The organism is Roseburia sp. 831b, assembly GCF_001940165.2.
Lineage (GTDB): Bacteria > Bacillota > Clostridia > Lachnospirales > Lachnospiraceae > Roseburia.
In genome coordinates this window covers 219,097-232,500 of record NZ_CP135162.1, presented here as the reverse complement: position 1 = coordinate 232,500, position 13,404 = coordinate 219,097, and the positions used below count along the sequence as shown (strand labels likewise).

At 37.3% G+C, this 13,404-nt stretch carries 10 protein-coding genes and 1 CRISPR repeat array; of the genes, 1 reads left to right on the top strand and 9 read right to left on the bottom strand.

Annotated elements, in window-relative coordinates:
• Nucleotides 1-137 precede the first annotated feature (137 nt).
• Nucleotides 138-2,390: a glycogen/starch/alpha-glucan phosphorylase gene (locus BIV16_RS00985; RefSeq protein ID WP_075679812.1), complete on the bottom strand. Its 2,253-nt coding sequence runs from the start codon at nt 2,388-2,390 to the stop codon at nt 138-140.
• Between the two features lie 130 nt (nt 2,391-2,520).
• On the opposite strand from BIV16_RS00985, the gene BIV16_RS00980 reads away from it, so the two are divergent.
• Nucleotides 2,521-3,402 (top strand): AraC family transcriptional regulator, encoded by an 882-nt coding sequence (locus BIV16_RS00980; protein WP_075679813.1) that lies wholly within the window; start codon nt 2,521-2,523, stop codon nt 3,400-3,402.
• Between the two features lie 66 nt (nt 3,403-3,468).
• Here BIV16_RS00980 and BIV16_RS00975 read toward each other — a convergent pair whose 3' ends face one another.
• The 8 genes from BIV16_RS00975 to cas9 form a co-directional block, all read right to left on the bottom strand.
• Complete coding sequence (locus tag BIV16_RS00975; protein ID WP_075679814.1) at nt 3,469-3,963, bottom strand: phosphatase PAP2 family protein; 495 nt, start codon at nt 3,961-3,963, stop codon at nt 3,469-3,471.
• Between the two features lie 18 nt (nt 3,964-3,981).
• The gene (locus BIV16_RS00970; RefSeq protein ID WP_075679815.1) at nt 3,982-4,434 is read right to left on the bottom strand and encodes a signal peptidase II; all 453 of its coding nucleotides are present in this window, start codon (nt 4,432-4,434) and stop codon (nt 3,982-3,984) included.
• A 3-nt stretch (nt 4,435-4,437) separates the two neighbouring features.
• Complete coding sequence (locus BIV16_RS00965; RefSeq protein ID WP_075679816.1) at nt 4,438-4,638, bottom strand: hypothetical protein; 201 nt, start codon at nt 4,636-4,638, stop codon at nt 4,438-4,440.
• Nucleotides 4,639-4,652: 14 nt separating this feature from the next.
• Nucleotides 4,653-5,096 (bottom strand): hypothetical protein, encoded by a 444-nt coding sequence (locus BIV16_RS00960; RefSeq protein WP_075679817.1) that lies wholly within the window; start codon nt 5,094-5,096, stop codon nt 4,653-4,655.
• Nucleotides 5,086-5,550: a DUF3990 domain-containing protein gene (locus BIV16_RS00955; RefSeq protein WP_075680253.1), complete on the bottom strand. Its 465-nt coding sequence runs from the start codon at nt 5,548-5,550 to the stop codon at nt 5,086-5,088. The genes BIV16_RS00960 and BIV16_RS00955 overlap by 11 nt, the downstream gene beginning before the upstream one ends.
• Before the next feature lie 454 nt (nt 5,551-6,004).
• Nucleotides 6,005-8,678: direct repeats of the CRISPR family, unit length 36 nt; unit sequence GTTGTAAGTCCCGGTTATTGCTTGGTATGTTATAAT.
• Between the two features lie 100 nt (nt 8,679-8,778).
• Complete coding sequence (gene cas2 / locus BIV16_RS00950; RefSeq protein WP_173664539.1) at nt 8,779-9,099, bottom strand: CRISPR-associated endonuclease Cas2; 321 nt, start codon at nt 9,097-9,099, stop codon at nt 8,779-8,781.
• Entirely contained in the window at nt 9,092-9,997 is a 906-nt protein-coding gene (gene cas1 / locus BIV16_RS00945; RefSeq protein WP_075679818.1) for a type II CRISPR-associated endonuclease Cas1, read from the bottom strand. Before cas1 ends, cas2 begins: the two co-directional genes overlap by 8 nt.
• 14 nt (nt 9,998-10,011) lie before the next feature.
• Nucleotides 10,012-13,347, bottom strand: a complete 3,336-nt coding sequence (gene cas9, locus BIV16_RS00940; protein WP_075679819.1) for a type II CRISPR RNA-guided endonuclease Cas9 — start codon at nt 13,345-13,347, stop codon at nt 10,012-10,014.
• Nucleotides 13,348-13,404 lie beyond the last annotated feature (57 nt).

Below are 13,404 nucleotides of genomic sequence, written 5' to 3'. Positions count from 1 at the left end.
TATTTCTGACTGTTTGAGAAATTTCCTATAAAGCAAAAAAGGAGCCGTGTATCCTGTACACAGCTCCTTTTATAAAGGAAGAATTATATATAAAGATATATCTATGTCTCATCGTCGGGGGAACGATGCTACACTTCTTATAAATGCCAGATATCTTCGTTGTACTGAGCAATTGTTCTGTCAGATGAGAAGAATCCTGCTTTGCTGATGTTGATTAACATCTTCTTAGCCCATGCCATACGGTCTTCGTAATCAGCGTAGATACGTTCTTTTGTTGCAACGTATTCCTCGAAGTCTGGTAATGTCATGAACCAGTCTTTGTTTAATAATTCGTTGTAGAGACGCTCTAAGTTCTCTTTACATCCGATTGCCATTAACTCATCGCTTACGATGAAGTCGATTGCTTTCTTGATGTTTTCGTCGTTCTCATAGTATTTTTTGGAAACGTAATCAGCTTTTGCGTAGTGCTCGATAACTGCTTCAGAAGATTCTCCGAAGATGTAGATGTTATCATCACCAACGAACTGGTGCATTTCTACGTTCGCTCCATCCATTGTTCCGATTGCAACTGCACCGTTTAACATGAACTTCATGTTAGAGGTACCGGATGCCTCTTTGGAAGCAAGGGAAATCTGCTCATGGATATCTGCTGCCGGGATTAATTTCTCAGCTAATGTTACATTGTAGTTTTCTACCATAACAACTTTTAAGTATGGAGAAACTTCTGGGTCTTTGCTGATGAGTTCCTGTAAGCAAAGGATTAAATGAATGATATCTTTTGCAATGATGTAAGCAGGAGCTGCTTTTGCACCAAATAATACAGTGATTGGTCTTGCAGGTTTCTTACCAGCTTTGATTTCAAAATATTTATGAATCACATAGAGAGCGTTCATCTGCTGTCTCTTGTACTCATGAAGTCTCTTAATCTGGATATCGTAGATAGAATTCTCATCTAATTCGATGCCCTGTGTTTTTGCAAGGTAATTCTTTAATTCTGCTTTCTTTCCAGCTTTTACATCTAATAATTTCTGAAGTACAGCTTCGTCATCCACGAACTGTCCTAATTTTTCTAATTCTGTTGCATCTTTCTTGAATCCAGGTCCAATTAAAGATTCGAAGAACTGTGTTAATTCTGGGTTACAGTGTAATAACCAACGACGGAATGTGATACCGTTTGTCTTGTTGTTGAACTTCTCTGGGTAAATCTTGTAGAAGTTGTTCAACTCTGTATCTTTTAAGATTTCTGTATGAAGGTATGCAACACCGTTTACGCTGTATCCGTAGTGGATATCCATGTGTGCCATGTGTACACGGTTTTCATCATCGATGATTGCAACAGACTTGTCGTCGAATTTCTTTGCAACACGGCTGTTTAATTCGTAGATGATCGGAAGTAACTGAGGTACTGCTTTCTCTAAGAAGCTGATTGGCCATTTTTCCAAAGCTTCTGCTAAGATTGTGTGGTTTGTGTATGCACATGTCTTAGTTACGATTTCGATTGCTTCATCCATAAGAATTCCACGTTCCATTAATAAACGGATTAATTCTGGAATTACCATACTTGGATGTGTATCGTTAATCTGGATCACTGCATATTCATGTAAATCATGTAAGTTAGATCCTCTTGCAATTGCTTCATCAATGATGAGTCTTGCAGCGTTGCTTACCATGAAGTACTGCTGATATACACGTAAAATACGTCCTGCATCATCAGAATCATCTGGATATAAGAAAAGTGTTAAGTTCTTTGCAATGTTTTCTTTATCGAAATCGATTCCGTCTCCAACTAATCCTTCGTCAACTGTCTCAACGTCGAATAAGTGAAGTTTTGTTGTACGGTTATCGTAACCTGTTACATCAATATCATATAATCTGGACTGTAATGTGAATCCGCCGAACTGGATTGGGTAAGTAACGTCTGTTTTTGTTAACCAGCTTTCTTTTTCAATCCATGGGTTTGGTGTCTCATGCTGAAGATTGTTCTCAAATACCTGTTTGAATAATCCGTAGTGGTAGTTAAGACCAACACCGTCACCGTTTAATCCAAGAGTTGCGATAGAATCAAGGAAACATGCAGCAAGACGTCCAAGTCCACCATTTCCTAAAGATGGTTCTGGCTCAACCTCTTCGATTTCACATAAGTTCTTTCCGTTTTCAGCAAGAAGCTTTTTCACGTCATCGTAGATTCCTAAGTTAATTAAGTTGTTGGATAATAACTTACCAATTAAGAACTCTGCGGAAATGTAGTATAATTTACGTTTTCCTTCGTTGCTCTCTTTTGCCTTTGCCATTCCTTTTGTCATTTCAAGTAAAGCAAAGTAGATTTCTTCGTTTGTACAATCTGCGATACTTTTGTTGTATCTGTTGGTTACGATTTCCTGTAACTTCATAAAAATCCTCCATTTTTAAAATTGATTTTCGTAAATTTTCGTAAATCGGGTTTCTTATGAGATTAGTATATCGTCATTTTTTTCTTTTTTCTTGTAATATTTCACCAAAAAGTGGTACAATACTATCATCATGAATATCTTAGAGTATGAAAATTATCACGAAAAAATTTTACATGGAAACCCGCTTTTTCCGTATATTACCTATTTGTGTTCGATTCCGCTCGATTTTTCCTATGTGCCGGTACACTGGCACGATGAAATCGAAATTGTATATATTAAGAAAGGACGCGGTATCATTACAGTGGAATTGAAACAATACCAGGTCAGTGCCGGAATGATTGCGTTGATTTTGCCCGGTCAGCTTCATTCGATTGAACAGTTTGAGAATGAATCGATGGAATATGAAAATATTATTTTTCACCCAAATATTCTGCTTTCAAAAAAGACGGACTCCTGCAACACCGAGTACATAGAGCCCCTGCTCCACGGCAATGTTGCTGTGCCGATGTTCTACCGTCCAGAAGATCCGTATTATAAGGAAATCTCTGCCTGCATCGACGCCAATGATGAGATTTGTAAAACAAATCCGCAGGGATACCAGCTTTTCATCAAAAGCCAGCTTTATCTTTTCTTTTTCACGCTCTTTAATAAATGTTGCTTAAAAGAGGCCCCGAAAAAGGATTACAAGTCGCTGGAGAAAATGAAAACGATTTTAAAATATATCGAAAACAATTATATGGAAAAAATCACGGTGGAAGACATGGCAAATGAGGTTCATTTAAGCCAGTCCCATTTTATGAAATATTTTAAAAATACGATGGGAACTTCCTTCATTGACTACCTGAACGAATACCGGCTTACGATGGCTTCGAGGCTTTTGCTTTCTTCCGAATCTTCTATCTTAGATATTGCCGCAGAAGTAGGATTTGACAATCTTTCTTATTTTAACCGTATTTTCAAGAAAAGATTTGAAATGACGCCAAGCGCGTACCGCAAAAAATACACGCTTTAATCGTAAAAATCAAAAACGGATAGGCTGCCTCCTGAACGATTTTTCATGGAGGTACCCATCCGTTTTTTATATCCAATAATATCCTATAAGTCCGCACAGAACTCCAACAAGTGCGCCTGCTGCCACATCTTTTGGTTCATGTACACCGCCAACCACACGGATTGCGCCAAGTAAAACGCCTATCACCATCAAGACAATTCCCGCCCATGGGAATGTATAAAACACGGTCATTGCAATGATAAACACCGAAAACACATGACGGCTTGGAAAGGATTTTCCTTTGGTATCTTTTTCCAAAACCGGAGGCAGGTCAAATTTTTCATAGGGACGTTTTGCATTGATTAAATACCGTACAAAGCTTACTACCAAAAAAGAATCGAGTGGAACAATGATTGCCCGTGCCAGCCAGACCTCTTTTTTCCATAATAGGAAAAGAAGATACAGCGGATATGTCACAAATACAATTGTAGTTAAAATTCGATTGAGCAAGACAACCGCGTTTTTCTTTTTGTCATCCTTCCTCAAAAACTCTGTCAGCTTCCGGTACTGCTCTTTTGTCACGAAATTGTTCCTCCTGTTTTAAACGGCATCACTGCCCGCTACCACAAAAATTGCTCCTAAGAACACGAAAAAATCGGACACGTTGAAAATAATGTCGCGAAACCATTTTGGTCCGATATTAAACCGGATATAATCTACCACATGCTCCTTCGTGTAACGGTCGTATAAATTATTCAGACCACCACCTGTCAACAGCGCAAGTCCGGTCTTCGTCCATGTCTTATCCGGCGTCTTTAGCAGCATCCCGTCCACAAGCAAAACAGCAAGCATCACAATCGTGTGAAGCACCCGCATCACCTTCGGTCTTTTTGCAAGCAGATTTAGTGCCGCTCCGTTATTATAATATTTTTCAATCACAATTGTATTATGTAATTTCGAATGCCTGACTTTTCTTTGATATTTCTTTTCGACAAACTTTTTGATTCCGAAATCAATGCCAAATACTGCTGCCGCAATTGCTATAAATACCATCTGCTACTCCTCGTCACTGATATAATCCGCTTGAAATGCGGCATTAATTTCCACAATCTCTTTTTCTCCATTAATGTAATCCCGGTACATCTCCCAAAGATCGATGTCACAGTCCTCTAAACCGTCATCGTCTGGAATCCAGCTTTTAATCAGGGCGATTCGCTCTGCTTTGGTGGTGTCTTTGATTAGGGTGCTTTTTGACATTTGGAGGCCTCCTTTTATGCACATACTTTTCCTTCTTTATAACATTCAACAATATATTGTCGTGGTTGATAATAAAAATCTGTATTATAGTTTGATATCGCAGCATCTATCCACGATGTGTATACCTCAACAATCCATTCCTCCACGCTCTTTTCCGCCTGTTCTTCCAAGTCCTCAATCAAGCGTTCATATACCTCTCCAATTGTCCAATAATCTGGTACAAGATATCTGCACTTTGCAACATTATCATATGTCCCCGTTGGTATCTTTGTCCTGGTGATAAAGTCATCCGCAACTTTTTCAATTGGTTCACAATGAAATACATCCGCATAACTGTATATTCTTCGGATTGTATCTTTTCCAAGATATTTTACAACCGCAGACCGGCGTTGTTTTTGCTGTCGACCAATAAATTCAATTAGACTGCAGGTAAAAAATAATGCACTGTCATTCTTCATCTTTTACTTTGGCTCCTTTTAAAAATGTCAATGTTGTTAAAGCTTTTACAGTATGAAAACTAATCTGGTGAGTTGGCTTTTTAAATTTAGCCAAATCCCAAAATGCTTCTCGACTAATTTTTCCATCAATAAAATTCTGAACATAGTTGAATATTGTATCGTCGGCCATTGGTCCCTCAACAATATCATACTCATGTGGTCTACCAGATCTGCATGCTGCAATAAAATCAAGCCACTCCTCCGTCATCTGTGGAAACTTTTTTATATTTAACTTATCATTCGGCATATATCTGTACTCATTTAAATATCCTATCCCATCAAATCTTGTTGCCCATCGAATCGCCTGTTCTGGATACATAGTACAATAAAAGCCAAAATAAAAATCCTTGTGGAATCTTTGAATTCTGATTTCTGGGAATTCAACAATCTCTTTACTCCCATGGTATAGAATAATTTCTTTGCACAAATTGATTTTTCCCCTTTCATATTAATTTGCTTTCCGCGTCTTTGCGTGTTTATATTAGCTTATACTCAGCATAATATAATAATCATTGTATTTTGTAAAGTTATTTGTTATATTATTGATGATTACATAATACATTATGCTGAGTAGTTGTAGGTCCCGGTTATTACTTGGTATGTTATAATTCTCCTATAAATGTTACGGGAACAAAAAATGTTGTAGGTCCCGGTTATTACTTTATATATTATATCGGGGCTACTTGGCATCCAACAACAGGGACATTGTAAATCTCTGTTATTACTAAGTATAATTATTATGTATTTTTGCTATTTAACACCAATTATATTTCTGATTAATTTTGACAGTTTAATAATAGCATATTATCTCAAATATTCCCATCCGTCTATATATCCAAGTTATATTTACATTACACTTTATTGCTCATAGTTACAGATTTCGGTTATTGCTTGGTATGTTATAATAAGAAACATTTACAAGCAAACAACCGAAGAGTTGTAAGTCCCGGTTATTGCTTGGTATGTTATAATAATGGAGGAACACGATCAATTGGAACGATTGTTGTAAGTCCCGGTTATTGCTTGGTATGTTATAATCAGAAACAGCCGAAAAAGCGGCTGTTTCTAGTTGTAAGTCCCGGTTATTGCTTGGTATGTTATAATATAAAATTCCAGTTGAGGAATTTGTAGTTGTTGTAAGTCCCGGTTATTGCTTGGTATGTTATAATAGAGGAAGTAAACAATGAGTAAAGAAGATTGTTGTAAGTCCCGGTTATTGCTTGGTATGTTATAATAAAGTATAACGCATAGGGTCGTGTTGTGTGGTTGTAAGTCCCGGTTATTGCTTGGTATGTTATAATCCGTCATGTTGGTTGTGCGCTTTTTCCTTAGTTGTAAGTCCCGGTTATTGCTTGGTATGTTATAATTAAATTTGAAAAAACTTTACATAATTTACGTTGTAAGTCCCGGTTATTGCTTGGTATGTTATAATCTTTTTAAGTTGCCGTTGTAAACTGTTCCTGTTGTAAGTCCCGGTTATTGCTTGGTATGTTATAATAACCTTTTAAAAGGTGGGGAAGTTGCTGACGTTGTAAGTCCCGGTTATTGCTTGGTATGTTATAATAGATTTATGACGTAGAGGGGGTGGCAAAAAGTTGTAAGTCCCGGTTATTGCTTGGTATGTTATAATATATGGCAATACGACATAAGTATAGCAGGGGTTGTAAGTCCCGGTTATTGCTTGGTATGTTATAATTGGTTGCATAGTTTACAAGGTATTAAACAAGTTGTAAGTCCCGGTTATTGCTTGGTATGTTATAATATTGGCTCAAAAATCTAAGGTTACGATTCAGTTGTAAGTCCCGGTTATTGCTTGGTATGTTATAATTGTGCTTTGAAACACACAATTTTCCATCATGTTGTAAGTCCCGGTTATTGCTTGGTATGTTATAATTTATCAACTGACCCTGGAATTAATTTTTCTGTTGTAAGTCCCGGTTATTGCTTGGTATGTTATAATAAACTGATAACATTAAGGCGGTGCATATTGGTTGTAAGTCCCGGTTATTGCTTGGTATGTTATAATGAAATACCATTAGACCCATCTATATATGGAGTTGTAAGTCCCGGTTATTGCTTGGTATGTTATAATTACCATTCATACAGATTAAAGGTTCATTCCGTTGTAAGTCCCGGTTATTGCTTGGTATGTTATAATTAATGAAGATATATGCACTTTTGAACGCTTGTTGTAAGTCCCGGTTATTGCTTGGTATGTTATAATGAAATACCATTAGACCCATCTATATATGGAGTTGTAAGTCCCGGTTATTGCTTGGTATGTTATAATTCTGCACGGATTCTGTTGAATACTCCGTACGTTGTAAGTCCCGGTTATTGCTTGGTATGTTATAATAGCTTGGTGCGATATATATTCGCGTGTCTAGTTGTAAGTCCCGGTTATTGCTTGGTATGTTATAATTAATGAAGATATATGTGTTTTTGAACGATTGTTGTAAGTCCCGGTTATTGCTTGGTATGTTATAATGTCAATGTACTCTCTGAAAAATTCCTTACAGTTGTAAGTCCCGGTTATTGCTTGGTATGTTATAATACCTGTTCTGCGACAGGAACTACATAGGTTGTTGTAAGTCCCGGTTATTGCTTGGTATGTTATAATTACGGCATGAAAGAAATTGACTTTATCAACGTTGTAAGTCCCGGTTATTGCTTGGTATGTTATAATAAGTCCAAGAAGAGTTAGAGCAAATAGCTAGTTGTAAGTCCCGGTTATTGCTTGGTATGTTATAATTAACATCTGTGCAATATATCTCACAGCATCGTTGTAAGTCCCGGTTATTGCTTGGTATGTTATAATCAAGAAAGGTAGTTGAGTAGGGAAACCCTAGTTGTAAGTCCCGGTTATTGCTTGGTATGTTATAATTCAAAGTAAAAACCTGCTTCGCTTTCATTGTTGTAAGTCCCGGTTATTGCTTGGTATGTTATAATATTGATATTGAGCGAAAATTAAAAAAACTAGTTGTAAGTCCCGGTTATTGCTTGGTATGTTATAATATTACATTGATATTATCTCCACGGTCGTACGTTGTAAGTCCCGGTTATTGCTTGGTATGTTATAATTCAATTCGCATAACATCTTCGCCATCTTTGGTTGTAAGTCCCGGTTATTGCTTGGTATGTTATAATATTTTTTGCAAAAAGAGGTTGACAAGATTGGTTGTAAGTCCCGGTTATTGCTTGGTATGTTATAATTGTGCTACCTTGAGGAAGTCAATTTCTTTAGTTGTAAGTCCCGGTTATTGCTTGGTATGTTATAATTGTATTAAGTGCAATGTACTGAGCTGAACAGTTGTAAGTCCCGGTTATTGCTTGGTATGTTATAATAATATATTTCATTTCTTTTTTCCTTTCGTAGTTGTAAGTCCCGGTTATTGCTTGGTATGTTATAATATTGTAATAATTTACAATTACACTGTATAGGTTGTAAGTCCCGGTTATTGCTTGGTATGTTATAATTAAATACTAGGAACTGTTGACACTTTCAACGTTGTAAGTCCCGGTTATTGCTTGGTATGTTATAATAGGGCCGGAAGAACCCCACAAAATCCAATGGATTGAGTGGGGTTCTTCACATTTCAAAAGACTATTTTCATGTTCAAAACTAAGTTAATTATACTGTTTTTCAAAAAATATTTAGCAATTCTGTTGAATCTGAATCATCATCAAATGTCTTTTCTCCTAACAACACTTCAATGGATTCATATTGCTTTTCTGTAAGGGTAAGTACACGAACAGAACCTCGTTTGGGTAAATTTTGTTTCAATCGTGATTCATGCATTGCAATTGCGTCAGTTCCATTGCAAATACGAGAATATACTGACCACTGTATCATATGATAACCATCTTTTAATAAAAACCTGCGAAATTTTGCCGCTGCCTTCTTTTCACTTGGTGACACAACCGGCAAATCAAAAAATACTAATAATCTCATAAACTTATTCATAACTATGCACCTGTAACGGCATCAGTTCTGGCAAGTCAAGCCCTGTACGATTGCCCTGCAATGCGCTGCTATAACTTGCTGCCAACATATCAATACTGTTACTGATGATTCGTTTTTCGCCTTTCACTAACATATCATAATTGATGATTCCAAATAAGCCCTTCTTTATCTCTGGTGTCAGTCCACTGTCAACCTCCGAAATATCAAAATGCTGTGCTACATATACATCAACCAACGGTCGAAACGGTTCAATCATATCATCCGCAAGATTATAACTATTCAATTCACTACTATGAAAAATACCAATGGAAGGTTCTAACCCATAGCAAACAATTGACCTTGCTATCAGCCCACGGATAATTGCATATCCATAGTTCAATGCAGAATTAATAATATGGTCATCTCCTCTCGAAAATCCGAAACCAAACAAACTTTTAAAGTAAAAGGCTGCCGCCTTTGCTTCCACATGTGTCCGGTCTCCCGATTGGACTTCCTTTGCCATCTTCATTAATTCTTCTGCTCCATCCCGTTCAAGCAATTTCAGACATAATGCCTGATTTTTTATCTTCTGAACAACCACCTGCTGCCATAAACGTTTTTGCAAAGGTTTTGAGATGTTCATCTGGCATTTCAAGATTTTAAAATGCCTGCTATGGCGAACCATGGGAAGCAATACCGCATTCGGCAAATGCTTTTCGTCACACACATAAAGCGCAATTCCATACTGCGACAACTTTTGTAGCAAATAACTTGATAATGATACGGTCTGATTCTCAATTAGAATACAGTTAATGTCTTCCAATGGAATACTTACACACTCTCCCATCTCAATCTCTAATTGCTGATTCTTAATATGAAGTTTCACATTACTGTCAATCTTGATATTGCGATACCCCATGTTTCACCTTCTCTCTAGTTGAAACCCATACGTTTTTCTTTTCGTACAGCAGAAATGTTGCCTAACACATCAACCTGACATTTTTCGAATACTTCTAAGCTTTGTATTCCTAGACCTCTAAATTTGAAACTACTATCGTGAGCAATTCCTGATATACTGGCTGTTGCTATATCTGAGGCAGTATAATACACATACATTTCTTTTGTTACGATATTTCCTTGTTCTACGTGATTTAACTTCATCTCTTTCCTACTCACTACATGAATCAAATCTCTAGAATACAAGCTAAAAATAAAATTCTCATCTTTCATCTCTTTCCATTCTTCATATGGCTTATGAGCCGTCGCCGCCCTATTTGGCAACCGCTTTTTCACAACATCTGCCGTATAAATTGGAACAAAATAATACTTTCCATTCTCTCGAAATACATCGATTCTTACCATGGAACCGTTTTCTGCAATTCCGTTTCCATTATTCACAGGAACACCCAATGATAACTTTTTCTGAATTTTCACCTTGCGTACAACAGGACCTTCCGTTCCATCAGCTTTTGGCTTATGGAATGGTTCTGCAAACGCTTTCTTGGAATCATTTCCATATAACTTCAATTGGCGTTTTAAAGCTTCATAAAGTACCATATCGCTTTCTGGATTGAAATAGCCGTCGATTTCTCCATCTTTATTCAACTTAATGTCTGTCAATGCCGTCTTAGTAACAACGAAACCTCCGTCCTCATGGTACTTGTTACTGCGAATTGTATCTGCGTGTGCTGCCCCTGTTACCTTATGATTTGGCATACGTGAGACAAAAATCGGATGTAAATTTTCAAAAATTTCCTCCGGATAATCAATCTTTGTTGTAACGTCCGGATGCGTTTCCAAGAATGTTTTCGGATCTGTTCCCAAATGAACGTCTAGTTCATCACGGAATGCATCCCACGGTCTTGGAATCTGTTTTCCATAACGTTCATTCCATTCATCTCGGTTAAATATCTCCCCTGTCTCATAATCATAGAGGGCTCCATCCTGCTGATATATCGCTTCTCTCGCCTGTGCACTTCTTGAAATTTTTTGAATCATGCCATCGGTACAGCATGCAACAATTATCGCATCCACAGAGTGATGTGTGTCTGTCTCTCTATTCTTAGGCTGTATGCCCCAACGCTTTCTTAAATAGGACGTAATAGCACCGTTTACCGCTGTAACATGTTTTTTCTTCTCTGGATTATAAAATGATTCGAACTCCAAGTTTTTACGAATCATATTATAGACTACCGTTGTTATATATTTGGTATCATTTAGATTACGTTCTTTAAACTGATTTCTGTCTTCTTTTGTAATCTCTTTCTTAAATAACTTCTGCTGTTTTCTGTAATCATGAACAATATGATATACCCTTGCTTCAAACGCTTCCCATTTTTCTGGATTATTTCCAAAATACTGATACGGCGTGCGATTTCCCTTTTGACGATTCTCCTGCGACGTAACCAGAACTTTATTTCGCATACTATCGTCAAATGTTATACTATATGGTAAAATATGATCAATATCATAACCTGCGTCAAATAATTCGTCTGGCGGAATGTGTTTTCCTGAATACAGACATACCCCATCCTGTTCTTTCCACAAACGATACTTCAAGATATCTTGACCTGTTGGAGATAGTTTTCCAAGTTCCTGAATTTCTTTTTTTATCTTTTCATTCTCAGCCGCACGGTTTTTCATGTTCTTGTCCATCGTCATACGATCCTGGAAGTTTCTTGCCATCTCACGTGCAAGTTCAATATTGATTGCCTGCGGACTACCATATTTCTGAATGATTGCATTGATAACTTTCACTGTCTGAGAAACAGAACGTTTTACAACCGGATTTGTAATCTCATTAATGGTTGTAGTCACATCCTCGCCCTTTAACAACTTGCTTTTTTTCTGTGTACCATCTGCCTTAAAATCGTAGCCTGCAGCATCACAAGCTTCATTATAAATCATCCCTTCTTCCAAATACGGAACAATTTTCTTCATTGCTTTGACGGAAACACGCAAAAACTTGCTCGGTGTTAACTCTAATAATTTATCGATATCCTCATCTTCTAACCCAAGTTCTTTTAAACGGATTGTTCTGCTATCATCGTTTTTATAACAGGTTAAAATTCGTCCAATATTATTATATAGTTCTTCACGTTCTGCCTTTGGCAACTCATCTGCAAAATATCCAATTCTCTTTTGATATTCATAATGCCATGGCATGCCGGCAAATTTTGTTGTCTCAGAATCCTTTTTCTCACTATAAGTTAACATGTTAAACTTATAGGTTTCATCAATATTTAATTTTTTACGAATTGCCTTGTAGGTAACCTCTTTCTTAGAATGAAGCATTTCCATAATCAATGCTCTCTCGTCCGCACTAAGTGGTCTTGATGTTCCATCCTTTTTTACCAGACGAATATGGTTTACTTTTTGTAATGCAACAAACAATTCACCTGTATATGTCGCCTTTGCAGCACGCAATTCCTCTGGTTCAAGTGTACATTTTCCAACACGGCCTTCAAAACCTTCCATCGCATACGGACTCGGTGTTCCATCACTCTGTCGTCCAGGCCCCATGTCAAAAGAACGCTGGCTCTGCATAATTTCAAGATATTTTTCTTCTAATTCTTCCGTTGCCTTTGTATTTCCAAGCTGACGCTGGCTTGCAAAAATCTGTTTTACTTCCTCAACCAGCCAGTCACGTTTTATCGTATGTCTGTAATCTTCTGCTTTATTACGTGGTGATAAAATATATCCACTTTCACTCCATGCACACGGAGTCTTAAACGCAATATCACAGTATAGCATCTCTCCGACAGTGCGATATCCTTTTTCTTTCATCAGTGCCTCATTTGCACTTGTCGCCTTTAAGACAGCCCCATTATCTTTCTCTTTTAATTCCGCTTTACGGTTTGACTTAAACCCTCTGTGTTTTACAATATGTAATAGAATCTGTGCAAGTTCTTCATCACTCAGCTTTCGATCTAGTGCTTCATAACGAAGCTTGTACACATCCGGCAAATTCTCCTTGTGATATCGCTCCATAAAGGAATCGATTTCAATCAATCCACTTTCCTGAAACAACCATTTAATTCTGTCTAATCTGTGCTTTCTTCTGCGTAAACGTCTTCTTACGGAACGAGCATCTCTTCTTGGTGCAGCCAATGATTCCCCTGTTTTTGGCTGTTCTGCCTTGTCAAAAATTCGAACTCCCATGTCCACAATGTGAACCGGCTCATCGTTACTGTTGTTTTGAAGTACTGCCCATCCAACCGATGCAATTCCAATGTCTAACCCAATCCTGTAATACATTTTGTCTTCCATACCTGTTCTCCTTTCATTTGAACCATACCGGGACAAATTTATTTATTAAGTGCGCTT

Coding starts and splice junctions, on each gene's coding strand:
- BIV16_RS00985 (WP_075679812.1), bottom strand. CDS start 2,390: ATGAAGTTACAGGAAATCGTAACCAACAGATACAACAAAAGTATCGCA.
- BIV16_RS00980 (WP_075679813.1), top strand. CDS start 2,521: ATGAATATCTTAGAGTATGAAAATTATCACGAAAAAATTTTACATGGA.
- BIV16_RS00970 (WP_075679815.1), bottom strand. CDS start 4,434: ATGGTATTTATAGCAATTGCGGCAGCAGTATTTGGCATTGATTTCGGA.
- BIV16_RS00965 (WP_075679816.1), bottom strand. CDS start 4,638: ATGTCAAAAAGCACCCTAATCAAAGACACCACCAAAGCAGAGCGAATC.
- BIV16_RS00960 (WP_075679817.1), bottom strand. CDS start 5,096: ATGAAGAATGACAGTGCATTATTTTTTACCTGCAGTCTAATTGAATTT.
- cas2 (WP_173664539.1), bottom strand. CDS start 9,099: ATGAATAAGTTTATGAGATTATTAGTATTTTTTGATTTGCCGGTTGTG.
- cas1 (WP_075679818.1), bottom strand. CDS start 9,997: ATGGGGTATCGCAATATCAAGATTGACAGTAATGTGAAACTTCATATT.
- cas9 (WP_075679819.1), bottom strand. CDS start 13,347: ATGGAAGACAAAATGTATTACAGGATTGGGTTAGACATTGGAATTGCA.